21 protein-coding genes and 1 riboswitch are annotated in these 23,224 nt (G+C 69.4%); of the genes, 8 read left to right on the top strand and 13 right to left on the bottom strand.

All coding sequences use genetic code 11. The annotated features are described in order from the left end of the window. Positions 1 to 15: 15 nt before the first annotated feature. Both AC31A1_RS19720 and AC31A1_RS19715 read right to left on the bottom strand, forming a co-directional pair. The gene (locus tag AC31A1_RS19720; protein ID WP_489654555.1) at positions 16 to 1,146 is read right to left on the bottom strand and encodes an NADH:flavin oxidoreductase; all 1,131 of its coding nucleotides are present in this window, start codon (positions 1,144 to 1,146) and stop codon (positions 16 to 18) included. A 164-nt stretch (positions 1,147 to 1,310) separates the two neighbouring features. Beyond that, a complete protein-coding gene (locus AC31A1_RS19715; protein ID WP_489654554.1) occupies positions 1,311 to 1,457 on the bottom strand; it encodes a hypothetical protein in 147 nt (48 codons plus the stop codon). A 179-nt stretch (positions 1,458 to 1,636) separates the two neighbouring features. On the opposite strand from AC31A1_RS19715, the gene AC31A1_RS19710 reads away from it, so the two are divergent. Next, a complete protein-coding gene (locus AC31A1_RS19710; RefSeq protein WP_489654553.1) occupies positions 1,637 to 3,967 on the top strand; it encodes an ATP/GTP-binding protein in 2,331 nt (776 codons plus the stop codon). Positions 3,968 to 4,087: 120 nt separating this feature from the next. On the opposite strand, the gene groL is transcribed toward AC31A1_RS19710, so the two are convergent. From groL to thrC, 4 genes are all read right to left on the bottom strand, one after another. Continuing rightward, positions 4,088 to 5,716 (bottom strand): chaperonin GroEL, encoded by a 1,629-nt coding sequence (gene groL, locus AC31A1_RS19705; RefSeq protein ID WP_489654552.1) that lies wholly within the window; start codon positions 5,714 to 5,716, stop codon positions 4,088 to 4,090. A gap of 340 nt (positions 5,717 to 6,056) precedes the next feature. Further along, positions 6,057 to 6,263, bottom strand: coding sequence for a cold-shock protein (locus AC31A1_RS19700; RefSeq protein ID WP_019057200.1), 207 nt, complete (start codon positions 6,261 to 6,263; stop codon positions 6,057 to 6,059). 431 nt (positions 6,264 to 6,694) lie between these two features. After that, positions 6,695 to 6,970 (bottom strand): MoaD/ThiS family protein, encoded by a 276-nt coding sequence (locus AC31A1_RS19695; protein WP_489654551.1) that lies wholly within the window; start codon positions 6,968 to 6,970, stop codon positions 6,695 to 6,697. A 114-nt stretch (positions 6,971 to 7,084) separates the two neighbouring features. Next, positions 7,085 to 8,401 carry a threonine synthase gene (thrC, locus tag AC31A1_RS19690; protein ID WP_489654550.1) on the bottom strand — a complete coding sequence of 439 codons (1,317 nt, stop codon included), beginning with the start codon at positions 8,399 to 8,401 and terminating at the stop codon, positions 7,085 to 7,087. 15 nt (positions 8,402 to 8,416) lie between these two features. Further along, positions 8,417 to 8,563, bottom strand: a riboswitch (SAM riboswitch). A 190-nt stretch (positions 8,564 to 8,753) separates the two neighbouring features. Between thrC and AC31A1_RS19685 the strand changes: the two genes are divergently transcribed. Both AC31A1_RS19685 and AC31A1_RS19680 read left to right on the top strand, forming a co-directional pair. Further along, the gene (locus AC31A1_RS19685) at positions 8,754 to 9,698 is read left to right on the top strand and encodes a glucosyl-3-phosphoglycerate synthase (protein ID WP_489654549.1); all 945 of its coding nucleotides are present in this window, start codon (positions 8,754 to 8,756) and stop codon (positions 9,696 to 9,698) included. Between the two features lie 105 nt (positions 9,699 to 9,803). Then, positions 9,804 to 11,219 carry an alpha,alpha-trehalose-phosphate synthase (UDP-forming) gene (locus AC31A1_RS19680; protein ID WP_489654548.1) on the top strand — a complete coding sequence of 472 codons (1,416 nt, stop codon included), beginning with the start codon at positions 9,804 to 9,806 and terminating at the stop codon, positions 11,217 to 11,219. Positions 11,220 to 11,300: 81 nt separating this feature from the next. Here the strand turns inward: AC31A1_RS19680 and otsB are convergent, their stop codons facing one another. Genes otsB through AC31A1_RS19665 form a run of 3 tightly spaced genes read right to left on the bottom strand, consistent with a single transcriptional unit; the run spans position 11,301 to position 13,777 of the window. After that, positions 11,301 to 12,164 (bottom strand): trehalose-phosphatase, encoded by an 864-nt coding sequence (gene otsB / locus AC31A1_RS19675; RefSeq protein ID WP_489654547.1) that lies wholly within the window; start codon positions 12,162 to 12,164, stop codon positions 11,301 to 11,303. Positions 12,165 to 12,207: 43 nt separating this feature from the next. Next, the gene (locus AC31A1_RS19670; protein WP_489654546.1) at positions 12,208 to 12,459 is read right to left on the bottom strand and encodes a DUF3263 domain-containing protein; all 252 of its coding nucleotides are present in this window, start codon (positions 12,457 to 12,459) and stop codon (positions 12,208 to 12,210) included. A 52-nt stretch (positions 12,460 to 12,511) separates the two neighbouring features. Further along, positions 12,512 to 13,777: an extracellular solute-binding protein gene (locus AC31A1_RS19665; RefSeq protein WP_489654545.1), complete on the bottom strand. Its 1,266-nt coding sequence runs from the start codon at positions 13,775 to 13,777 to the stop codon at positions 12,512 to 12,514. 110 nt (positions 13,778 to 13,887) lie between these two features. Here AC31A1_RS19665 and AC31A1_RS19660 point away from each other — a divergent pair, with 110 nt between their 5' ends. The 3 genes from AC31A1_RS19660 (at position 13,888) to AC31A1_RS19650 (ending at position 17,087) form a co-directional block, all read left to right on the top strand. Beyond that, positions 13,888 to 14,829: an ROK family protein gene (locus AC31A1_RS19660; RefSeq protein WP_489654544.1), complete on the top strand. Its 942-nt coding sequence runs from the start codon at positions 13,888 to 13,890 to the stop codon at positions 14,827 to 14,829. Between the two features lie 80 nt (positions 14,830 to 14,909). Continuing rightward, positions 14,910 to 16,040: an N-acetylglucosamine-6-phosphate deacetylase gene (gene nagA, locus AC31A1_RS19655; protein WP_489654556.1), complete on the top strand. Its 1,131-nt coding sequence runs from the start codon at positions 14,910 to 14,912 to the stop codon at positions 16,038 to 16,040. A gap of 117 nt (positions 16,041 to 16,157) precedes the next feature. Continuing rightward, on the top strand, positions 16,158 to 17,087 hold the full coding sequence (locus AC31A1_RS19650) for a 1-phosphofructokinase family hexose kinase (RefSeq protein ID WP_489654543.1): 930 nt from the start codon (positions 16,158 to 16,160) through the stop codon (positions 17,085 to 17,087). 10 nt (positions 17,088 to 17,097) lie between these two features. Here AC31A1_RS19650 and AC31A1_RS19645 read toward each other — a convergent pair whose 3' ends face one another. Together AC31A1_RS19645 and cdgB are read right to left on the bottom strand one after the other, a co-directional pair. Next, on the bottom strand, positions 17,098 to 18,069 hold the full coding sequence (locus AC31A1_RS19645; protein ID WP_489654542.1) for a carbohydrate-binding protein: 972 nt from the start codon (positions 18,067 to 18,069) through the stop codon (positions 17,098 to 17,100). A 141-nt stretch (positions 18,070 to 18,210) separates the two neighbouring features. Further along, positions 18,211 to 19,869 (bottom strand): diguanylate cyclase CdgB, encoded by a 1,659-nt coding sequence (cdgB, locus tag AC31A1_RS19640; protein WP_489654541.1) that lies wholly within the window; start codon positions 19,867 to 19,869, stop codon positions 18,211 to 18,213. A 305-nt stretch (positions 19,870 to 20,174) separates the two neighbouring features. Here cdgB and AC31A1_RS19635 point away from each other — a divergent pair, with 305 nt between their 5' ends. Continuing rightward, positions 20,175 to 20,747, top strand: coding sequence for a flavin reductase family protein (locus AC31A1_RS19635; protein ID WP_489654540.1), 573 nt, complete (start codon positions 20,175 to 20,177; stop codon positions 20,745 to 20,747). A 99-nt stretch (positions 20,748 to 20,846) separates the two neighbouring features. On the opposite strand, the gene AC31A1_RS19630 is transcribed toward AC31A1_RS19635, so the two are convergent. After that, positions 20,847 to 21,716: a sigma-70 family RNA polymerase sigma factor gene (locus tag AC31A1_RS19630; RefSeq protein ID WP_489654539.1), complete on the bottom strand. Its 870-nt coding sequence runs from the start codon at positions 21,714 to 21,716 to the stop codon at positions 20,847 to 20,849. A 79-nt stretch (positions 21,717 to 21,795) separates the two neighbouring features. After that, positions 21,796 to 22,224, bottom strand: a complete 429-nt coding sequence (gene arfB, locus AC31A1_RS19625; RefSeq protein ID WP_033281389.1) for an alternative ribosome rescue aminoacyl-tRNA hydrolase ArfB — start codon at positions 22,222 to 22,224, stop codon at positions 21,796 to 21,798. Positions 22,225 to 22,399: 175 nt separating this feature from the next. Between arfB and AC31A1_RS19620 the strand changes: the two genes are divergently transcribed. Continuing rightward, positions 22,400 to 22,975, top strand: coding sequence for a TerD family protein (locus tag AC31A1_RS19620; RefSeq protein WP_200717071.1), 576 nt, complete (start codon positions 22,400 to 22,402; stop codon positions 22,973 to 22,975). Positions 22,976 to 23,224: the final 249 nt, after the last annotated feature.

The raw sequence follows: 23,224 nt of genomic DNA, 5'->3' as shown, positions 1-23,224 counted from the left end.
CCTACAACTCGGCGCTCAGCTCAGCGACTTCAGCGCCGCCGCGTCATAAGGCGCCAGCTCCTCCACCCGCCCCGCAAGGACCTTCGCGGCCCACTCGGGGTCCTGAAGCAGCGCGCGGCCCACAGCCACCATGTCGAACTCGTCCCGCTCCAGGCTGTCGAGGAGGTCGTCGATGCCCTTGAGCGGCGCACCCTCACCCCGGAACCCCTTGAGGAAGTCCCCGTCGAGGCCGACCGACCCGACCGTGATGGTCTGCTTCCCGGTGAGCTTCTTGGTCCAGCCCGCGAGGTTGAGATCGGAACCGGTCTCCTCGAACTCGGGCAGCCAGTACCGACGGGTGGACGCGTGGAAGACGTCCACCCCGGCCGCCGCGAGCGGAGTCAGGATCGCCTCCAGTTCCTCCGGCGTCTCCGCCAGCCGGGCGCCGTAGACGTCCTGCTTCCACTGCGAGTAACGGAAGATGACCGGGAACTCCGGGGACACGGTCTCCCGGACCGCCGCCACGATCTCCGCCGCGAACTTCGTACGGGCGACCGCGTCACCGCCGTAGGCATCCGTACGACGGTTCGTGCCCGCCCACAGGAACTGGTCGAGGAGATACCCGTGCGCACCGTGCAGCTCGACCCCGTCGAACCCGATCCGCTCCGCCGCGGCCGCCGCCTCGGCGAACGCGCCGATGACGTCGTCCAGGTCCCGCTGCGTCATGGCCGTACCGGTGACCTCGTCGCTGCCGATCCGCAGCCCGGACGGGCCGACGGCGGGCGCGTCCGCGTACGGCGGCTGGCCCTGCTCGCGGACCATGCCGATGTGCCACAGCTGCGGCACGATCGTGCCGCCCGCCGCGTGCACGCCCTCGGCGACCTTCGCCCAGCCCGCGAGCTGCTCCGCGCCGTGGAAGCGCGGGATGTCGTCGCTCTGCCCGGCCGAGTCGTGACCGACGTAGGTGCCCTCGGTGACGATGAGACCGACGCCTGCGGCGGCCCGGCGCGCGTAGTACGACACCACGTCCTCACCGGGGATGCCGCCCGGCGAGAACTGCCGGGTCATCGGCGCCATCACGATCCGGTTCGGGACGGTCAGGCCGTTGAGGGTGATCGGACGGCCGAGGATTTCGGCCGCTCGGGAGGCGGGGACGGTCGTAGACACGTGTGGGGGCTCCTCGTAACCAGGTACCGGACGGTATGTGCGTATGCATTGATCATGCGTCAACGACAACCTCCGGGCCAAGTCCCTCATTCCGGCAGCCCCGCACCTCGCCCTGTGATCCCGGACACGCAGACCCCGCCGGGATCACCGGGCATCGAAGACGGTCAGCCACTGAGCAGCCATCGCAGCAACCAAGCGGCGAGGCCCGAACCGACAGCCGAGGCGGCTCCGAGCGCGGCTTGGCCGACGAGTCGGCGCCATAAGGTCCGATGTGCGGGCTGCGAACTCGTGGTCTCGTCGGAGATGGTCATGGTGCGTCCTCCTGATCAGGGTCCGGGCGTGCGCCCCGGGAGCATCGTGGCGGAGGAGAGAGCGCCGAAGACCCGCTCCGGCGTTGCCGTCTCAAGGTGGCAGCATCGGCCGGTGTTGCCATCCGAAGCGGCAACGGTATTTCGCCCGCGGGTAGTTGAGGCGGCCCGATACTGACGAGATGTTCAACGCACAGGAGCCCGGCGACGGAGAACCGACGGGCGACAACTCGGAGCCGTGTGTGCGACTGGCCCGGCTCAAGGACGGGCTGGCCCAGGAGAAGAGAGCCTTCGCGGAGGATCTGCGTCGTGTCTTCCTCCTGCTGGGGATCAGCGTGCGGCGCTACGCCGCCCGTCGGCACCTCGACGCCAGCTCGGTGACCCGCTATCTGAGCGGCGAGCGGATACCGCCGTGGGACTTCGTCGCCGGCGTCATCGCGGACGTCCGGGAAGAGGCTCAGGGCCCGCTGACCGCCGAGGCCGAGCAGGCACTGCGGGAACTCCATCGGGCGGCCCAGCAGACCAACCGGCGCCGAAGCGAGGTACAGGTCCTGCAGGACAGGCTTGAGGAGGCCGACGGCGAGGCCCGGCGCATCAAGACCCGGCAGCGTGCACTGGAGGAGACCCTGCAGGACCGGGAGACACAGCTGGCGCACGTGCGGATCGGCTGCCGAAAGCTCGAAATGCGCATGGAGGAGCAGCGGCACGCCCTCCGAACCGAACTTGAGATATGGCGCGGCGAGTACGAGCGACTCGGGGGCGTGTGCAGCGACCTACGGGACGAGGTGGTCTGTCTGCAGGAGGAACTGGCCTCCGCCCGGGCCGAGTTGATCAGAGCTGAGGAGTACTGCCAAACGCTGGAGGCGCAGCTGGAGGCCGTCCACGAGTTGGACCAGGACGGAGGAGATCAGCACGAACCGCCCTCGCTCATGGTCCTGTTGGAGGAGGCGGACCGCTCAGCTTCGGTGCCCGAGCTGGTGCGGGTCGTAGGCGACCTGGAACTGCGGACCCGGCAGGCCACGGCCGGGGATCTGGTGCGGTCGGCGAGCCAGTCGCGCACGATCGAGGAGGTGGCCGGTCTGCTGGCCGCACTGCGGCAGGCGGGATTCGACGCGCATGCGCAGGCCGCGTTGCCGGCCATGGTGATGGTGCGCTCGGTCGAGGACACCAGCGCGCTGGCCAGGGCCCTGTTCCGTGAGGGTTTCGAGGACTACGTCCTGACACTGCTGCAGGCTTCGGTGGAATTCCACCGGGCCGAGGACGTGCCCGCCTTCGCGCTCGCGCTGCATCGCGGCGGGCTGTCCGAGCACGCCACGAGCCTGCTGGGCGCGGTTGCCGTGGTACGGCCGGTGGACGAGCTGGTGTTCTTGGCGGGATCCATGGTCGGCGGTGAACTCGACGACGTGTTTGCGGCGGCCATGAGCACGGCCGCCGCCCAGCGCGCCGTGTCCGACCTGGCCGCATTGAGCCTCGCACTGCGCGAGAACGGCCTGCCCAGACTCGCCGAAGCCCTGCAGCAGGCGGCCGTGGCCCAGCGATCCCCATGGGACGTGGTGCGCTTAGTCGACTCCCTGAAACAGATCGGGTTAGGCAGAGACGCCGAGAAGGTCTACGACAACATGCAGCGGCGCGGTGTGCGGTACCTGCTCGCACTTGTCTACGTGCTGCTGCAGGAACGCCGTCACCACGACACCTGGTCACTCCTCCTCCGTGCGGCGCAGACCCGCCCCGGACACGAGATCGCCGCACTGATCACCAGCTTCTACGAAGCCGGACGCCACCAGTACGCGGCGGAGCTGCTGATCCTGACGGTACGGTCCAGAGCCACCTCGGAGGTCCGAGCGCTGATCGACGTACTCGACGGGCTGTTCCCCGGTTCGCAGACCATCGTGCGCGTCGCCGCCAGGAACAGCCCGCCCCAGGACACCGCCGCGCTGCTGACCTGGCTGGAGCGGCGAGAGCTGCGCGCCCATGCCGAGGTGGTTTTCCAGCACACCCTCAACGATCAGAACGTCCGGCACCTCGGAGAGTTCCTGAGCGCGCTGGTCGAGGCCCGGTCCTCCTACGTCGACCAGGCCGTCCTGTGCGAGCGTGCGCATACGGCATCGACGTCCGCCGTGGCACGCCTGCTGCTGGCTCTGCACTCCACGTCCCTGTCCGAACAGCTCGCCGCCATGGTGGACACCTTGAGCAAGGAGCGGTCGGCGCAGGACGTCACTCGGCTGGTGATTGATCTGGAGACCCTCGACAACCCTCTGAAACCGCTGTCCTGGTCTGTTGTGCAACGCCTCCTGCGCAACGTGGTGCGCACCCGGTCCACCGCCCATCAGGCCGCCATGGCCTGCGCGTTCGAAGTGACCGACCGTTCCCGGTGCGCCGACTACCTGATCTCCAAGGCCGAGGCCGTGCACGGCAGACGGTTCAAGGAAGAGCTGAGGAAGGAACGCGACCGCTACAAACGCAAGGGCCTGCCGTTGACCCTGGTTTTCCCGCTCGGTGTGCCCGTCCTCTAGAAGCAGGTGCGGATCGGGGCTCGGCTTCCGGCACAAGGTCCGGACACGCCCGAGGGCGGTACCCCCTGTCGGAACAGGAAGTACCGCCCTCGGTAAGACCGTTGATCAACCAGAGGTCGATCAGAAGTCCATGTCACCGCCCGGCATGCCGCCGCCGGCACCCGCGCCGGCACCGGCCTTTTCGGGCTTGTCGGCGATGACGGCCTCGGTGGTGAGGAAGAGCGCGGCGATGGACGCGGCGTTCTGCAGGGCAGAGCGCGTGACCTTCGCCGGGTCGATGATGCCCTCGGCGATCATGTCCACGTACTCACCGGACGCGGCGTTGAGGCCGTGACCGATGGGCAGGTTGCGGACCTTCTCGACGACGACTCCGCCTTCGAGGCCACCGTTGACCGCGATCTGCTTCAGCGGGGCCTCAAGGGCCAGCTTCACGATCGCGGCACCCGTGGCCTCGTCACCTTCGAGCTCAAGCTTCTCGAAGACGTGGCCCGCCTGGATGAGCGCGACGCCGCCACCGGCGACGATGCCCTCCTCGACGGCCGCCTTCGCGTTGCGAACGGCGTCCTCGATGCGGTGCTTGCGCTCCTTGAGCTCGACCTCGGTGGCCGCGCCCGCCTTGATGACGGCGACGCCGCCGGCGAGCTTGGCGAGGCGCTCCTGGAGCTTCTCGCGGTCGTAGTCCGAGTCGCTGTTCTCGATCTCGGCGCGGATCTGGTTGACGCGACCGGCAACCTGGTCCGCCGAGCCCGAGCCGTCGACGATCGTCGTCTCGTCCTTGGTGATGACGACCTTGCGGGCGCGGCCGAGGAGATCCACGGTCGCGTTCTCCAGCTTGAGGCCGACCTCCTCGGAGATGACCTCGCCGCCCGTGAGGATGGCGATGTCGCCGAGCATGGCCTTGCGACGGTCACCGAAGCCCGGAGCCTTGACGGCGACGGACTTGAAGGTGCCGCGGATCTTGTTGACGACCAGCGTGGACAGGGCCTCGCCCTCGACGTCCTCGGCGATGATCAGCAGCGGCTTGCCCGACTGCATGACCTTCTCCAGGAGCGGGAGCAGGTCCTTGACGTTGGCGATCTTCGAGTTGGCGATCAGGATGTACGGGTCGTCGAGCGACGCCTCCATACGCTCCATGTCGGTGGCGAAGTACGCCGAGATGTAGCCCTTGTCGAAGCGCATACCCTCGGTGAGCTCCAGCTCCAGACCGAAGGTCTGGGACTCCTCGACGGTGATGACGCCTTCCTTGCCGACCTTGTCCATCGCCTCGGCGATGAGCTCGCCGATCTGGCTGTCGGCGGCGGAGATGGAGGCCGTAGAAGCGATCTGCTCCTTGGTCTCCACGTCCTTGGCCTGCTCCAGCAGGGCACCGGAGACGGCCTCGACGGCCTTCTCGATACCGCGCTTGAGGGCCATCGGGTTGGCGCCGGCGGCTACGTTGCGCAGGCCTTCCTTGACGAGGGCCTGGGCGAGCACGGTCGCGGTGGTCGTACCGTCGCCGGCGACGTCGTCCGTCTTCTTGGCGACTTCCTTGACCAGCTCGGCGCCGATCTTCTCGTACGGGTCCTCCAGCTCGATCTCCTTGGCGATGGAGACACCATCGTTGGTGATCGTGGGGGCGCCCCACTTCTTCTCAAGGACGACGTTGCGGCCCTTGGGGCCGAGGGTGACCTTGACGGCGTCGGCGAGCTGGTTCATACCGCGCTCAAGGCCTCGCCGCGCCTCCTCGTCGAACGCGATGATCTTGGCCATGTGAAGTGGTCCTCCCGGACTGGGGTGGATTGCTCCGGACCGCGCTGGCGCCCGCGACGGACGGCTCGCCTGCCCCGTGGTTCCTTGCACCACTTGGCCTGCGGGCCTCACCGACCCGATCCTTCGTTATCACTCTCACCTTCAGAGTGCTAACGCCAATGATTAGCACTCGGCATGGTCGAGTGCAAGCGGCTCCCAGGTTCTGGCACCCACTCCGGCCCCCGCTCCGACCCCGGCTCCGGGCATGCCGAAGGGCCCGTACCCCAGGAGGTGACCCCCCAGGAGTACGAGCCCTTCGGTGAGGAACGAAGAACGTCGCTGCTGTTCGTCGGCGCGTGCTTCAGCTGGTCGCGAGCCGGACCATGTCCGCCTGCGGCCCCTTCTGACCCTGCGAGATCTCGAAATCGACCCGCTGACCCTCTTCCAGGGTGCGGTAGCCGTCCATCTGAATCGCGCTGTAGTGGACGAAAACATCCGCACCACCGTCGACCGCGATGAAGCCGTACCCCTTCTCCGCGTTGAACCATTTGACGGTGCCCTGAGCCATGCCTAACTCCCCTATTACTGGCCCTTGCACGGACCCGCACTTCGCGGATCCGGGTCAGACCTCACCCCCCACAGGATTGGGGGCGTGCGCCGGAACGCGTCGACCGCGGCCGAATGTATCCGTCCAACTGCCGTCTGCAACAGGTCAATCCGACGAGAATTCCGGGCAGGACCGGTCGGGAATATACGCAGAATTCGTCCGACTTCAGGGCAAGTCGGGCCCGATAAAGGGAACATAACGCGCAAAAGACCTGCACACTTTGGCTACTTCTCATCGCACGCGGAGCGGGTACTCATATGCGTCCGGCATGCGGAGTGGAGCGGGTTCCCCAACTGTACCCCGCTCAACCCTACAGAATTGCCCCCTCCGCTTCTCTCACGGAGGGGGCAATTCGATGAACTCTTGGTAATCGGCGTTACCGAGGGTAATTATCAGCCGCCGGCGACGGCCGGAATGATCGACACCCCGGCCCCGTCCGGAGTGGCCGTCTCCAGCCCCTGCTCGAACCGCACGTCGTCGTCGTTCACGTACACGTTGACGAACCGCCGCAGCTTCCCCTGATCGTCCAGGACGCGGGCAGAGATCCCGGCATGGTTCTTCTCCAGGTCGCCGATGACCTCGGCGAGGGTGGCCCCTTCGGCGGTCACCTCGGCCTGCCCGCCCGTGTAGGTGCGGAGAATGGTAGGGATGCGGACACTAACGCTCATGCTGATGACCTCCGGTCAGGTGATACCCCAAGGGGCGCGGGGCTGTGTTGAATCTGCGGCTACCGCCGCGTGGGCGCGACCAGCCCCCACCGGCCCGCAGACAAAAAAACGACGCTACGACGCAAGCCCAGCTTCCCTGAACGACTCAAGGTTCGGCCGGATCGTCGCGGTGAGCCCAGTACCGGCAACCGCATCCAACGTCTTCAGGCCATCCCCGGTGTTCAGCACAACCGTGGTCAGCGTCGGATCCAGCAACCCGTTCTCGATCAGCTTCTTCGCCACACCAACGGTCACCCCACCCGCGGTCTCCGCGAAGATTCCCTCGGTCCGCGCCAGCAACTTGATCGCGTCGACGACCTGCTCGTCGTTGACGTCCTCGACAGCCCCACCCGTACGCCGAGCGATGTCGAGCACGTAAGGCCCGTCCGCCGGGTTCCCGATAGCCAGCGACTTGGCGATCGTGTTCGGCTTCTGCGGCCGTACGACGTCATGCCCCGCCTTGTAGGCGACGGAAACCGGCGAGCACCCCTCCGCCTGCGCCCCGAAGATCTTGTACGGCTTGTCCTCGACGAGCCCGAGCTTGATCAGCTCCTGGAGCCCCTTGTCGATCTTCGTGAGCTGCGACCCGGAGGCGATGGGCACGACCAGCTGGTCCGGCAGCTGCCACCCCAGTTGCTCGCAGATCTCGTAGGCCAGGGTCTTGGAGCCCTCCGCGTAGTACGGCCGGAGGTTGACGTTGACGAACCCCCAGCCCTCGCCCGCCGGGTCACCGATCAGCTCGGAGCAGAAACGGTTCACGTCGTCGTAGTTGCCCTCGATGCCGACGAGCTCGCCGCCGTAGATCGCGGCCATGACGACCTTGCCCTGCTCCAGGTCGTGCGGGATGAACACGCAGGAACGGAAGCCGGCCCGGGCGGCGGCGGCACCGACGGCGCCCGCGAGGTTGCCGGTGGAGGAGCAGGAGAGGGTGGTGAAGTTGAAGGCGCGGGCCGCTTCGATGGCCTGCGCCACGACGCGGTCCTTGAAGGAGTGCGTCGGGTTGCCGGAGTCGTCCTTGACGAACAGCTTGCCCGCGTCGACGCCCAGTTCGCGGGCGAGGTTGTCGGCCTGGACGAGCTTGGTCCAGCCGGGGTTGATGTTCGGCTTGTCGGCCACGTCGGCGGGGACGGGCAGCAGGGGCGCGTACCGCCAGATGTTCGCGGGGCCCGCTTCGATGCGCTTGCGGAGCTCTTCGGTGTCGTAGGCCGAGAAGTCGTAGGCGATCTCCAGCGGGCCGAAACACTCCTCGCAGGCGAAGACCGGACCGAGCGGGACGCGGTGGCCGCACTCGCGGCAGGACAGCGCGGCGGCGGGGCCGAGATCAACGGCGTTCGCGGAGTTCGTGTCCGTGTTCACGGAGTTCGTGGTGCTTGCAACAGTCTGCGCAGCCATGGAGGCGAGGCCCTTTCCTCATCTTCCTCACGACGCATTTCGCCATGAGACGGATTTGGCACCTTCCCGAGCCGGGAGCCTCGCCACATCAACGTGACAGGACCGGCTGGAGGGTTGCCGGGGCTTCAACGGGCCGTATCCCTCTGCCCCTCTGGATGAGCGGTGTTCAGTTGTGTATGCGGTTGTGTCACTTGCGTGAGCGTTGACGGCCCCCGACATGCGATGGTCATCAGCGTTGTTCAAGACTGTAACCGAAGGCCAGGACAGTTGAGTGAGCCGTCCGAACCGCGAGACGGATCACACACTCTGTGTGATCACCTCTCGCCGAGAGAACGCAGAGGAGCCGCGCAACGTGCTGAAGGAAGTCGAGCACTGGCTGAGCACCCGCTCCTGGTCCCTGACCGACCGGCCGCTCCACAAGATTCTGGCCGCGAAGCACCGCACGGGCCAGTCGGTATCCGTCGTGCTGCCCGCGCTCAACGAGGAAGCGACGGTCGGCGAGATCGTCGCGATCATCCGTCACGACCTCATGCAGCAGGTCCCGCTCGTCGACGAGATCGTCGTCGTCGACTCGGGGTCGACCGACCGCACCTCCGAGGTGGCCGCCGCGGCGGGCGCCCGGGTCGTGCACCGGGACGACATCCTGCCGCGCATCCCCGCCGTGCCCGGCAAGGGCGAGGTGCTGTGGCGCTCGCTGCTGGTCACCAGCGGCGACATCGTCGCCTTCATCGACGCGGACCTGAAGGAGTTCTCCTCGGACTTCGTCACCGGGATCGTGGGCCCGCTGCTCACCGACCCCGGGGTCGACCTCGTCAAGGCGATGTACGACCGTCCGCTCGGCGGCGCTGCCGGCCAGGGCGGACGCGTCACCGAGCTGATGGCCCGCCCGCTGCTGAACATGCACTGGCCGCAGCTGGCCGGTTTCGTGCAGCCGCTCGGCGGCGAGTACGCGGCCCGCCGCTCGCTGCTGGAGCAGCTGCCGTTCCCGGTCGGGTACGGCGTCGAGCTGGGCATGCTGGTGGACGCGCTGCACCTGGTGGGGCTGGACGCCCTCGCCCAGGTCGACGTCGGGGTGCGCAAACACCGGCACCAGGACGGGCAGGCCCTGGGCCGGATGGCCGCGCAGATCTACCGCACGGCTCAGCTGCGGCTGGCCCGCGGTCACCTGATCCGGCCGTCCCTGACCCAGTTCGAACGGGGTCCGGACGGCTTCGAGCCGCGCACGTACTCCGTGGACACGGAGGAACGCCCGCCGATGGCCGACATCACCGAGTACCAGTCACGCAAGGTCGCATAACCGCACAGTTACAGACGCTCACGGACGGTCGTATACGGACTCATACAGTCCGCCGACGACCGTCCGTACGTTTGAGCGTTTCCAGCCCGGGCTAGGTTGTGCCGTATGGCTTCTACGTCGTCACCCTCGCCCGCGTCCGGTGCCGCTCAGGTGCTCGTCGCGTCCAATCGCGGCCCGGTCTCGTACGAGGTGGGCGATGACGGTTCGCTGCGCGCCAAGCGCGGTGGCGGCGGGCTGGTGTCCGGGCTGTCGGCGATCGGCCCGGACGCGGGCGCGCTGTGGGTGTGCTCGGCGCTGTCCGACGGCGACCGCGAGGCCGTACGGCGCGGGGTCGGCGAGGACGGCGTGCGGATGCTGGACATCCCGGCGGACGTGCACGCCGACGCGTACAACGGCATCGCCAACTCCGTGCTGTGGTTCGTCCACCACATGCTGTACCAGACCCCGCTGGAGCCGGTCTTCGACGCGGAGTTCCGGCGGCAGTGGGCGTCGTACGAGGCGTACAACCGGGCGTTCGCCCAGGCGCTGGCGGAGGAGGCGGCGGAGGGTGCCGTCGCGATCGTGCAGGACTACCACCTGTGCCTGGTGCCGGGGATGCTGCGCGAGCTGCGGCCGGACCTGCGCATCGGCCACTTCTCGCACACACCGTGGGCGCCGGTGGACTATTTCCGGATGCTGCCGGACGACATCCGTGAGCAACTGCTCACAGGCATGCTCGGCGCGGACCGCCTCGGCTTCCTCACCCACCGCTGGGCGGACGCGTTCACGGCCTGCTGTACGGAGTTCACCGGCGGCCTGGGTGACACCCGGATCGGCGTCCACGGCCTGGGCGCCGACGCCGACTTCCTGCGCGCCCGCTCGCACGAGCCGGACGTGGAGGAACGGATCGTCGCGCTGCGCGAGGAAATCGGCGCGAACCGCAGGACCATCGTCCGCGTCGACCGCACCGAACTGTCGAAGAACATCGTGCGCGGACTGCTGGCGTACCGCCAACTCCTCGACGACCACCCGGAGTTGCTGGAGAAGGTCGTCCACGTGGCCTTCGCCTACCCGTCCCGGCAGGACCTCGCCGTCTACCGCGACTACACGGCCGAGGTGCAGCGGGTCGCCGACGAGATCAACTCCCGGTACGGGACGCCCGGTTGGACCCCGGTGGTCCTCCACGTCAAGGACGACTTCGCCCGCTCGCTGGCCGCGTACCGCCTCGCCGACGTTGCGCTCGTCAACCCGATCCGCGACGGCATGAACCTCGTCGCCAAGGAGGTCCCGGTCGTCTCCGACGAGGGCTGCGCGCTGGTCCTGTCCCGGGAGGCGGGCGCCTACGAGGAGTTGGGCGAGGACGCGATCCCGGTCAACCCGTACGACGTGATCGGCACGGCCGCCGCCCTGCACGAGGCGTTGACCATGTCGGCCGGTGAACGGGCCGAGCGGACAAAGAGACTGACAGCGGCGGCTACGGCCCTGCCCCCGGCCCAGTGGTTCCTGGAGCAGCTGAACGCGCTGCGGGACCAGGTGGGTTGAGCGGCGGGGGTCGCTGGAAGCTGGGGTCATTTCTAACCACTGCGGCCTCCACCACCGGTTAGAAATAACCCCAGCCGCGAGTCACCCCAGGTGGGCCGCGAGCGACGACAGCAGTCCTACGACTCCTGCCGCGCCGTCCACCACCAGGTCCGCCCGTTCCCGCAGCTCCGTGACCTCGTCGCTGCCGCTGCACACCAGCAGCCCCGGGATGCCGTCCGAGCGGAGTTTCTCCACCGCCGCGAACGCGGGGAGGTCGCCCAGGTCGTCGCCGGCGTAGAGGACCGACTCGGCGCCGGTCTCGCGGAGGTACTCGGTGAGGGCTACGCCCTTGTCCATGCCGGGCGGCCTCAACTCCAGGACCATGCGGCCCGGTTCGACGATCAGGCCGTGGCGGGTGGCGAGGTCGGTGAGGGGGGCGCGGAGGGCTTCGAAGGCCGCCTGGGGGTCGGCCGCCCGGCGGGTGTGGACCGCGACGGCTCGGCCCTTCTCCTCGATCCAGGTGCCCTGCCACGCGCCGATCCCGTCCAGGAAGCCCGGGAGTTCGGCGCGGACCGCCGCGACCCCGGGGTGCGGGGCGGGAGCGCTGACCGTGCTGCTCACCGCGTCCCAGCGTTCCGTGCCGTAGTGGCCCAGCACGACCAGGTGCTCCAGGCCCGGGACGCCCGCGAAGCCGCCGTTGCGGACCGCCACGCCCGCCGGGCGGCCGGTGATCACGGCCACGGACGCGACCTTCGGGGCGAGGGCGGCGAGCGCCGGCACCGCGCCCGGGTGGGCGCGGGCCTGCTCGGGGTCCGGGACGATCGGGGCGAGTGTGCCGTCGAAGTCGAGGCCGATCACCGCGGAGGCCGGTTCGGCGAGGATGGCCTCCAGCGCCTCACGCCCGGCGCGGGTGACGGGGGTCGGCAGTGCGTGCAGGGGATCGGTGGAGTCCTGAGGGCTGCCCATGTCGACGACCCTATCCGGGCGGGGCCGGGACCCACACCTGCCGCTACCTCTCCGTACGCCTCGTTTCACGGACCCGTCTCAGCCTGTTCACCGTCACCGGGTCGTGGGCCAGGGCCCGCTCGTCGTCCAGCAGGGCGTTGAGCAGCTGGTAATAGCGCACGGGGGCCAGGCCCAGCTCCTCGCGGATCGCGCGCTCCTTCGCGCCGGGGCCGGGGAAGCCGCGACGCTCCAGTGCGAGGATGTCCTGTTCCCTCCGGTCGAGGGCGGGAAGCCGCGAGGGCCGGTCCTTGTCCATGCCTGCACCGTAGACCCCGCCACTGACAACGGCCCCGGACGCTGCTCGGCTCCTACTTTCCGCTCTCCGCCAGCGACGCCGCCGCCTGCAACTGCCCCAGCACCGCCCCCGGGCTGCCGTTCGCGGCCACCGCCTGCCCTATCCGCTTCTTGATGTCCGCGCTGACCGTGGCCCAGGAGGTGTTGCCGACCGGGTAGAGCGTGGACAGCGGGAGTTCCTCCAGGAAGGGCCGCAGGTCCTTGTCCTGCCGGGACTCCCGCATCGCCTCGGACGCGGAGTTGGTCACGGGCAGGAGGTCGTACTCGCGGGAGAAGGCGAGGACGTTCTTCTCGCTGTAGACGTAGTCGAGGAAGTCGCCGATCTGCTCGCGGTGGCCGTTCTGCCTGAACGCGGCCATCCAGTCGGCGACGCCCATCGTGGTCTTGGCCTTGCCGGTGCGGCCGGGCATCGCGACCGTGCCGAACTTGACGCCCTTCTTGGCGGCCTGCTGCATGAGGGTCGGGTGCCCGTTCAGCATGCCGACGTCACCGTCGGCGAAGGCGGCGAACGCGTCCGCGCGGTTGAGCTCGGCGGGCGCGACGGGCCCGGTCAGGCCCTTGGCGACCAGGTTGTCGCGCAGCCAGGTGAAGGTGGAGATGTTCGCCGTGGAGTCGAGGGTGTACGTGCCGATGTCGTCGGTGTAGCCACCGCCCCCGCCGAGCAGCCACTGCATCGTCTCGGCCTGCGCCTCCTCGGACCCGAGCGGCAGCGCGAACGGGTACTTCACGCCCTTCTCCTTCAACGCCTCCGCGTCGGCGGCCAGCTCGCTCCAGTCCTTCGGCGGGGTGAGCCCGGCCTCGGTGAAGAGGGTCTTGTTGTAGAAGAGGACGCGCGTGGACGCGGCGAACGGCATGCCGTACTGGATGTGGTTCACCTGCCCCGCGTCCAGCAGCGGCTCCAGGAAATCGGCCTCTACGGGGATGGAGAGCAGGTCGGCCGTGGAGTACAGCTTGCCCGCGTCGGCGTAGTCCGCGTACGCGCCGATCTGCGCCATGTCGGGCGCCTTGCCGGCCGCGACCATCTCCTTGACCTTGCGGTCGACGTCGTTCCAGGAGTAGACGCTGACCTCGACCTTGACGTTCGCGTGCTTCGCCTCGTACGCCTTGACGAGCTTGTCCCAGTATTTCTGCGAACTGTTGGACGCGGAGTCGCCGTAGTCCGCGGCGACGAGTCTCAGGGTGACATCACCCGAGTCCCCGCCGAGGCCACAGCCACCGAGGACCGCCGTCATGCCCAGTGCGGACACCACCGCGATCATTCCTGTCCTACGCCGCTGCACCGCTGAATCCCCAACCTTTGCTGTCGTGACGTTCGCTCTGCGAACCCATAAGGTCTACACCACGCGAGTGGACTAGACCTCTCGCGGGTGTACGGGCCACACTGTCCCCCGTGAGACATGTCATCGCCCTCGACGTGGGCGGCACCGGGATGAAGGCCGCCCTAGTAGGGGCGGAGGGCGAGTTGCTGCACCGGGCCCGCCGGGCGACCGGCCGCGAACGCGGCCCGGACGCGGTCGTCGAGCACATCCTCGGCTTCGCCGCCGAACTGCGCGCGTACGGCGAGGAGCACTACGACGAGCCCGCGGCTGCGGCCGGCGTCGCCGTCCCCGGCATCGTCGACGCCGAGCGCGGCATCGCCGCCTACTCGGCCAACCTCGGCTGGCGCGACGTACCCCTGCGCGACCTGCTGGCCGGAGAGCTGGGTGTCCCGGTCGCCCTCGGCCACGACGTCCGCACCGGCGGCCTCGCCGAGGGCCGCATCGGCGCGGGCAAGGGCGCCGACCGCTTCCTGTTCGTGCCGCTCGGCACCGGTATAGCGGGCGCGATCGGCATCGACGGCCGGGTGGAGGCGGGCGCGCACGGCTTCGCGGGCGAGATCGGCCACATCGTCGTACGACCGGGCGGCACCCCCTGCCCCTGCGGCCAGACCGGCTGCCTGGAGCGGTACGCGTCCGCCGCGGCGGTGACCGAGGCCTGGGCGGCCGTCTCCGGCGCCCCCGGGGCGGACGCGGCGGACTGCGCGAAGGCGGTCGCCTCAGGAGACCCCCGCGCCGAAAAGGTCTGGCAGGAAGCCGTCGACGCCCTCGCCGACGGCCTCGTCACCGCCCTCACCCTCCTGGACCCCCGCACGATCATCATCGGTGGCGGCCTGGCGGAAGCGGGGGAAACGTTGTTCACACCACTGCGGAAGGCGGTCCAGCACCGGATCACTTTCCAGAAGCTGCCGACGATCGTCCCGGCTGCCCTAGGGGACACAGCCGGATGCCTAGGTGCAGGCCTCCTGGCCTGGGACCTCCTCAACCACACCGACCGCACGGAGGTAGCACGCTGATGGCAACCCCCCCAGGGGCGCGAGGAACTGCGCGACCAGCCACACACAGCCCGCAGCCCGCAACCGGTACAAGGCCCCTCATCCTGTCCGGCGCCACAGTGGTCCTGCCCACCGGAACGGTCAAGAACGGCCGCCTCATCATCGACGGCACCCGCATCACCGGCGCCGCCCCCGAGAACGCCCAGGTACTCGACGTCACCGGCTTCACGCTGGTACCGGGATTCGTAGACATCCACAACCACGGAGGCGGCGGAGCCTCGTTCACCTCCGGCACCCCCGAGGACGTCCTCAACGGCATCCACACCCACCGCCTCCACGGCACCACAACCGTCGTCGCCTCCACCGTCACCGGCGACATGGACTTCCTCGCCCAACGCGCCGGCCTCCTCTCGGAGCTGGCCGAGCAGGGCGACCTCGCCGGTATCCACTTCGAGGGCCCGTTCATCTCCCCGTGCCGCAAGGGCGCCCACTCCGAGGAGCTGCTCCGCGACCCCGACCCCGCGGACGTCCGCAAGCTGGTGGACGCGGCCCGCGGCACGGCGAAGATGGTCACCCTCGCGACCGAACTCCCCGGCGGCCTCGACTCCGTACGCCTCCTCGCCGAACACGGCGTGATCGCGGCGATCGGCCACACGGACGCGACGTACGAGCAGACGGTGGAGGCGATCGACGCGGGCGCGACCGTCGCCACGCACCTGTTCAACGCGATGCCGCCGCTCGGTCACCGCGACCCCGGTCCGATCGCGGCGCTGCTCGAAGACGAGCGCATCACCGTCGAGTTGATCAACGACGGTACGCATCTGCACCCGGCGGCACTGGAGCTGGCGTTCCACCACGCCGGTGCGGAGCGCGTCGCGTTCATCACGGACGCGATGGACGCGGCGGGCTTCGGTGACGGGCGTTACATGCTCGGCCCGCTGGAGGTCGAGGTGAGTGAGGGTGTGGCGCGGCTGGTGGAGGGCGGTTCGATCGCGGGCTCGACCCTCACCCTGGACCGGGCCTTCAAGCGCGCGGTGACGGTCGACCGGCTGCCGGTCGAGGACGTGGTCGCCGCGACCTCGGCCAACCCGGCCCGGCTGCTGGGGAGTTACGACGAGATCGGCTCGCTGGAGCCCGGCAAGTACGCGGACCTGGTGCTGCTGGACTCCGCGTTCGACCTCAAGGGCGTGATGCGACGCGGCACTTGGGTGGTCGATCCCCAACTGGGATGAAATGTACCGCTGTTGAGGCGGCGGTCGGCCCGGGAGACTGGGAGGACCGCCGCCTCTTTGGCATGATCGGGCCCGAACTGGACGGCGGATACACATACTTCGGGGGAGGTCGGCCCGGTGATCCTCACGGTGACGCTGAACACCGCTCTCGATATCACTTACCGGGTACGGGAGTTGCGACCGCACGCTTCGCACCGCGTGTCCGAGGTGACGGAACGCCCCGGCGGCAAAGGTCTGAACGTGGCCCGGGTCCTGGCCGCCCTGGGCCACGAGGTGACGGTCACCGGCTTCACGGGCGGCGCAACCGGACGCATCGTCCAGGACCAACTCACGGGCACCCCAGGCGTGTTGGACGCACTCGTCCCGGTCTCCGGCGCGACCCGCCGCACGATAGCGGTGGTCGACGAGCTGACAGGTGACACGACTCAACTCAACGAGCCCGGCCCGACGGTCACGTCGACGGAGTGGACGGCCTTCCAGGAGGCGTACGCGGCCCTGTTGGGCGGGGTCTCGGCGGTGGCCCTGTGCGGAAGCCTGCCGCCCGGGCTGCCGGTGGGCGCATACGCCGGCCTGATCCGCGCCGCACGTACAGCGGGCGTCCCCGTCCTCCTGGACACCAGCGGCGAACCCCTGCGCCGAGGAGTCGCCGCCCGCCCCGACATCGTCAAGCCCAACACCGACGAACTGGCCGAACTCACCGGCTCCCACGACCCGTTGCGCGCCACCCAGGACGCGCGTCGCCGGGGTGCACGCACAGTGGTCGCCTCCCTGGGCGCGAAGGGCCTGCTGGCGGCAACCCCGGAAGGCACCTGGCACGCGACACCCCCGGCCCGCATCCACGGCAACCCGACCGGCGCGGGCGACTCGGCGGTCGCGGGCCTGCTGTCGGGCCTGGTGGAACGCCTGCCGTGGCCGGACCGGCTGGCACGGGCCGCAGCACTGTCGGCGGCGACCGTACTGGCGCCCGCGGCGGGCGAGTTCGACCGGGCGGCGTACGAGGAGCTGCTGGGGCGGGTCGCGGTGACGGGGGAGGTCAGCGCGGCGTGAGGCGCCCCGGTTACTTCTTGACCTGGCCCTGCTTCACCCACAGCTGGTCCAGCAGGACGTTGCAGCTGTCGCCGTTCTCGCAGGACAGGGTGAGCGTGTTGCTGCCCTTGGTGAGGGTGGGCCACGCGAAGCTCGTCGTCCAGCCCTTCTCGAAGTCGCCGTCGGCGGCCTTCGCGTAGTTCTTCAGGCTGAACGGGCTTCCGAACTTCTTGCCGTTGATGCTCAGCGTCATCTGCTGGTCGTCGCTGGTCGAGCTGTAGTGCGCGAACACCGTGTAGGTGCCGTCCGAGGGGATGCCGTTCACCTGCCAGCTGACCGAGGCGCCGACGGTGTTCAGACCCGTCACATAGACACCGCCTGCGGCGTCGGCGCCCTTGACGTCCGACGCGAGGGTGGCTCCGCCCTGGAGGTTCAGCGCTTTGGCGTCGATGGTCTGGGTGTCCAGCCCGCTCGACGCGCTGGTGCTCGGCGACGGACTCGACGAGGCGCTCTGCGAAGCCGAAGGCGTGGAGCCGGCCTGGTCGCCGCTCTTGTTGTCGTCGTTGCCGTTCATCATCGCCACGCTGATCCCGATGACGACCGCGGCGACGACCGCGATCGCGCCGATCAGCAGGCCCTTGGTGTTGGGGCCGCGGCCCCGGCCGTTGCCGCCGCCGTTGTTGTACGACGGGGGCTGCTGGCCGGCCGGGGGGCCGCCGGGGAAGGTCTCCGGGGCCTGGTAGTGCGCGTTCGGCTGGGCGCCGTAGGGCTGCTGCTGCGGGACGGTCTGGCCGTAGGGCTGCTGGTACTGGGCCGTGGGGGCCGCGGCGGCCTGCTGGCCGCCGTACTGGCGCTCGCCCACCGGGCGCACTCGGTTGACCGAACCCGGGTAGCCATAGCCACCGCCGGAGGGCGGCTGGGCGCCGTTGGCCTGGCCGTCCTCGTACAGGTAGCCGAACGGGTCGTCCTCGGGCGTGCTCGCGCCGTTGTTGCCGGGCGTCATCCCTAGGTACTCCTCAACAGGTGCGGGTTCAGATACGTCAGCTTCAGACACGTCTGGTTTACGTCTGGAGAACTGCGAGCCTACCCGCTCCCGGTCGTCCAAACGGGTGACTCAGGCCGCATCAGACCACTGACCTGGAGATCATCCAGCGCGTCTGTGCTGTTTGGGACGAGATCGTTTCTCGATGTACATCCGTTCGTCAGCGGACTTCAGGACCTCGTCCGCCGTCATGCCGCAGTGGGCCCACCCGATACCGAAACTGGCCCCGACCCGCATGGCCCGGCCGTCGACCCGGATGGGCTGGATGATCTCGTTCCGCAGGCGTACGGCGAGGTCGGCGGCGTCGGCCTTGCCGAGCCCGTCGGCCAGGACGACGAACTCGTCGCCGCCGAGCCGGGCCACCGTGTCGCCGTCGCGCACCGCCCGGCCGAGCCGCCGCGCGACCTCGATGAGCACCGCGTCCCCCGCGTTGTGCCCGAACCGGTCGTTGATCGACTTGAAGCCGTCGAGGTCGCAGAAGAGGACCGCGAGCCCCTTGGTGCCGTCGTCCCGCTCGCCCTCGGGGGCGATGGTGTGGACGTGGTGGTCGTAGGCGTCGAGGAGGTCGGCGCCGGGGCGGAAGTCGAAGCCGTGGCCGTTCGCGTCGTAGGCCGCGTGTCCGTACGCGGCGTCGATGGACTCGATCTCGCCGGCGAACGCGGACTGCGGGCGCTGGCAGAGGCGGGCGGAGAGGCGGGTGCGCAGCTCCGCCGAGTTCGGCAGGCCGGTCAGCGCGTCGTGCGCGGCGCGGTGGGCGAGCTGTAGCTCGCGGCGCTTGCGGTCCTCTATGTCCTCGACGTGGGAGAGGAGGAAGCGCGGTCCGTCGGCGGCGTCCGCGACGACGGAGTTGCGGAGCGAGACCCAGACGTACGTGCCGTCCCGTCGGCCCAGGCGGAGCTCCGCGCGTCCGCCCTCCGCCGATGTTCTCAGCAGGGTGCCTATGTCCTCGGGGTGGACGAGGTCCGAGAAGGAGTAGCGGCGCATCGCGGACGCGGGGCGGCCGAGCAGCCGGCACAGGGCGTCGTTGCTGCGGAGTATTCGGCCGTGCTGGTCGCCGCCCATCTCGGCTATCGCCATGCCGGAGGGGGCGTACTCGAAGGCCTGCCGGAAGCTCTCCTCGCTTGCGCGCAGGGCCTGTTGCTCGCGTTCGAGGCGGACCAGGGCGCGCTGCATGTTGGCGCGAAGACGCGCGTTGCTGATCGCTATGGCCGCCTGGAACGCGTACATCTGGAGCGCCTCGCGCCCCCACGCGCCCGGCCGCCGGCCGTTGCGCGGGCGGTCCACGGACAGGACGCCGATCAGCTCGCCGCACGAGCCGCCGGCGACGCCGGGGGTGTACATGGGCGCGAAGAGCCGGTCGGACGGGTGCCACTCGTCCTCGAAGCGGGGGGCGGGGCCGTCGGTGTACCACTGCGGTACGTCGTCCTCGTCGAGGACCCAGCCCTCGGTGTGCGGGATGAACCGCAGGTCGCCCCAGGCCTCGCCCATGCCGAGCCGGCGCTCCCAGGAGCTGCGCGAGCCGACGCGGCCGGTGATGAGCGACTCGGCGGCGGAGTTGCCCGCGAAGGCGGCGACCACGAGGTCGCCGTCGGGGCGTACGAGGTTGACGCATGCCAGCTCGTACCCGAGACCGTTGACGACGCCGTCGGCTACGGTCTGCAGGGTGTCCGCCAGGCTGCGGGCGGTGTTCATGTCCGCCATGACCGTGTGCAGTTGCCGCAGGGTCGCAAGACGGACGTAGGGTTCCGACTCGGTCTCCATACTCGCCCTCCCCCCGAGACCTCGCAGTGAATCAAGGGTCATCTTCCCCGCCACTGAATCACAGCGCGCTGCCCACTCGGTACACAGGGTCAACAATTACTACCCCTTGTGACTCAAGTCACAGCAGAAGATGAACAATTGAGTGGAGTTTCTGCATTTTCCCTATGCGTTAACTGAACGCAAACTGTGCGGGTGTGTGGACATGATGCACGACGATGTTCCGCCGCGTGGGCCATTGGTCCTAGGACCCGAGTGGGCCGCAGGTCCGATGTGGTGCGCGGATGTACGAGGCTAGCGTTTCGGGCGTGCTGAACACCGCGCCGATCACCGAGACCGTTCCCTCCGGGCATGCTGTGGGGGTGAGCAACGACGAGTTCCGCGCCGCCCTCTCGCGGCTGGCCGCGGGCGTGGTCCTGGTGACCGCGCACGAGGAGCCCTACGACCCGGACGACCCCCAGGCCCCGGTCGGCGAGGACGTGGGCATGACGGCCACCGCCTTCATGTCGGTCTCCCTGGACCCGCCCCTGGTCCTGGTCAGCCTCCGCAACGGCTCCCGCATGGACGACCTCCTCGACGAACAGCCCCTGTGGGCCGTCTCCGTCCTCTCCGAAAGCCAGCGCCACATCGCGGGCCGCTTCGCGATGAAGGGCCGCATCAGCGACCGTCTGCTGTTCGACGACCTTCCCTACGTCCACGGGGAGGCGTCCGGGGCGCCGCTGGTGCGGGGGGCTCTGGCGACGTTGGAGTGCCGGACGGAACAGCGGGTTCCGGCCGGGGACCACACGCTGGTCATCGGGCGGGTGCTGACGGCGGAGGTGGGGAGCGCGGAGGGGGGCCCGTTGTCGTACTTCCGGGGGAGATACCGGCAGTTGGGGTAGCCGGCGGCAGTCGGCGTCACGCAGGTCACCCCGGGGTGAGCATCAAGGGCGGGTCGCCGTCCCGTCTCCGGGGCAGCTGGTCAGCGCAGTTGACGTGCGTCAGCCGTCCACGAGGACCACGTCCAGCAGGGCCACCCTCTCCGGGGCCGTCACGATGTCGATCGCGGCGATGCGGTCGCGGACGAAGGTGAAGGTCAGGGTGCGTTCGGGGCGGCCGTCGACGATCAGGGCGATGGCCGTGGCGCCGTTCACCAGGGCGTGCCGCGCGAAGGCGGCGAAGCGGGCGAAACTGGTCGCGCCGGACGCCACGGCGGCGGCACCCGTGGTCACCCCGCCCTCGGAGCGGGCGACGACGTCCGGGTCGAGCACCCGCACCAGCGCGTCGAAGTCGCCCTCGCGCACGGCGGCGAGGAAGGCGTCGGCGACCGCCCGTTGCCGTACGAGATCCGTGTCCGGCGCGGGAGCGCCCTGCACCCGGCGGCGGGCCCGGCTCGCCAACTGCCGTGCCGCCGTGGGCGTACGGCCGACGATGGACGCGATCTCCTCGAAGGGGACGGCGAACAGGTCGTGCAGCACGAAGGCGAGGCGCTCGGCGGGGGTCAGCGTCTCCAGGACGACGAGCAGCGCGACGCCGACCGAGTCGGCGAGGAGGGCGTCCTGTTCGGGATCGGGGCCGGGTGCCGGGGCGGGCGTGACGGCTTCGAGGGGCTCCTCCGCGCGGGACTTGCGGGAGCGGAGCATGTCGAGGCAGACCCGGCCGACGACCGTGGTGAGCCAGCCGCCCAGGTTCTCCACCCGCCCGCTGTCCGTCCGGCTCAGCCGGAACCAGGCCTCCTGCACGGCGTCGTCGGCCTCGGCGGAGGAACCCAGCATGCGGTAGGCGACGGCGCGGAGGTGCGGGCGGTGGGATTCGAAACGGGCGGCGAGGAATTCACTGTCCATTTGCCGGGGGAATTCGAAGTCGCCCATGGGTAAACGCTCCTCGTCGCGATCCGTCGTCACTGGTACGACGAAGCACGGGACGGGGATGTGACAACCGGTGCCGGAACTACCCCCAGTCCCGCCCGTTCCGCCCCCGCTTCGTGTCGGACCGCTGCTTCTTCTCCCGCAGCCGGCGTTCATTGATACCGCGGGGAATACGGGTGGCCCGGCGCGGCTTCGGCGGCGGCGCGGTGGCCTCCGCGAGCAGCGCCGCGAGGCGTACGGCGGCGGTCTCGCGGTTGCGCCACTGGGACCGGTGCTCGGAGGACCGTACGGTGACGACGCCGTCGACGAGCCGCGACGCGAGCCGTTCCAGCGCGCGCTGCTTCCACACCGGGGGCAGGGCCTCGGTCTTGGCCAGGTCGAACCGCAGCTCCACCTGGGAGTCGCTGGTGTTGACGTGCTGCCCACCCGGCCCTGACGACCGCGAGAAACGCCACATGAGCTCGGCCTCGGGCAGGGAGACGGAGCCGCGGACGGGATAGGGACCGGACATGTCCCCATGGTCGCGTGTCTGTCCGGTCCACGTCACGCCCTTTACTCCGAAGGTTCCGGGTAAAGAAAGTAAAGTCACCTGGAACCTTCGGTACCCCTCCTGGCGTTCATACAGGTACCGGTAGCTTCGTCCTCAGTACGAAGCCCGCACCGCAACGAGGGAAGGACTCCCAACAATGGCTGTAAGCCTGTCCAAGGGTGGCAACGTCTCGCTCACCAAGGAGGCCCCGGGCCTGACCGCCGTCACCGTAGGCCTCGGCTGGGACGTCCGCACCACCACCGGCACGGACTTCGACCTCGACGCCTCGGCGATCGCGGTCAACCCCGAGGGCAAGGTCTACTCGGAGGGCCACTTCATCTTCTTCAACAACAAGTCGACCCCGGACCAGACCATCGTCCACACCGGCGACAACCGCACGGGCGAGGGCGCGGGCGACGACGAGGCGATCAACGTCAACCTGGCCGGCCTCCCGGCGGACGTCGAGAAGATCGTCTTCCCGGTCTCGATCTACGACGCGGAGACCCGCTCGCAGAACTTCGGCCAGGTCCGCAACGCGTACATCCGCATCGTGAACCAGGCCGGCGGCGCCGAGATCGCCCGCTACGACCTCTCCGAGGACGCGGCGACGGAGACGGCGATGGTCTTCGGCGAGCTCTACCGCAACGGAGCGGAGTGGAAGTTCCGCGCGGTGGGCCAGGGTTACGCCTCGGGCCTGGTCGGCATCGCGCAGGACTTCGGCGTCAACGTCTGACGTCCGCCGCGCTTGCACTGCCGTGTGTGAGGCCCCTGGCCGCGGTTGCGGCCGGGGGCTTCGGCATGTGCGGGAACGCGGCGCGGCGGACCGGGAGTCGAGGGCACCCGGGAGTCGGGGGAACAAGGCACGGGGGCCGCACAGGGGTGTCTCAGCCGCGTATGGCAATGTGCCGGGATCAACAGTCGTTGGCCCCTGGAAGGACAGCGAGCCCTATGTCGTTCGGACCGTCCCCCGCCGGTTTCGGGC

It is taken from the genome of Streptomyces sp. P5F9, assembly GCF_057961495.1.
This window is presented reverse-complemented; position numbering and strand designations above follow the sequence as displayed.

Excerpts from the sequence above, each read along its gene's own strand:
- thrC (WP_489654550.1), bottom strand. The coding sequence starts at position 8,401 with ATGGCTGCGCAGACTGTTGCAAGCACCACGAACTCCGTGAACACGGAC.
- AC31A1_RS19670 (WP_489654546.1), bottom strand. The coding sequence starts at position 12,459 with ATGGACAAGGACCGGCCCTCGCGGCTTCCCGCCCTCGACCGGAGGGAA.
- AC31A1_RS19710 (WP_489654553.1), top strand. The coding sequence starts at position 1,637 with ATGTTCAACGCACAGGAGCCCGGCGACGGAGAACCGACGGGCGACAAC.
- cdgB (WP_489654541.1), bottom strand. The coding sequence starts at position 19,869 with ATGGAGACCGAGTCGGAACCCTACGTCCGTCTTGCGACCCTGCGGCAA.
- otsB (WP_489654547.1), bottom strand. The coding sequence starts at position 12,164 with ATGGGCAGCCCTCAGGACTCCACCGATCCCCTGCACGCACTGCCGACC.
- AC31A1_RS19715 (WP_489654554.1), bottom strand. The coding sequence starts at position 1,457 with ATGACCATCTCCGACGAGACCACGAGTTCGCAGCCCGCACATCGGACC.
- AC31A1_RS19630 (WP_489654539.1), bottom strand. The coding sequence starts at position 21,716 with ATGGGCGACTTCGAATTCCCCCGGCAAATGGACAGTGAATTCCTCGCC.
- AC31A1_RS19620 (WP_200717071.1), top strand. The coding sequence starts at position 22,400 with ATGGCTGTAAGCCTGTCCAAGGGTGGCAACGTCTCGCTCACCAAGGAG.
- AC31A1_RS19700 (WP_019057200.1), bottom strand. The coding sequence starts at position 6,263 with ATGGCTCAGGGCACCGTCAAATGGTTCAACGCGGAGAAGGGGTACGGC.
- arfB (WP_033281389.1), bottom strand. The coding sequence starts at position 22,224 with ATGTCCGGTCCCTATCCCGTCCGCGGCTCCGTCTCCCTGCCCGAGGCC.
- groL (WP_489654552.1), bottom strand. The coding sequence starts at position 5,716 with ATGGCCAAGATCATCGCGTTCGACGAGGAGGCGCGGCGAGGCCTTGAG.
- AC31A1_RS19645 (WP_489654542.1), bottom strand. The coding sequence starts at position 18,069 with ATGACGCCCGGCAACAACGGCGCGAGCACGCCCGAGGACGACCCGTTC.
- AC31A1_RS19680 (WP_489654548.1), top strand. The coding sequence starts at position 9,804 with ATGGCTTCTACGTCGTCACCCTCGCCCGCGTCCGGTGCCGCTCAGGTG.
- AC31A1_RS19695 (WP_489654551.1), bottom strand. The coding sequence starts at position 6,970 with ATGAGCGTTAGTGTCCGCATCCCTACCATTCTCCGCACCTACACGGGC.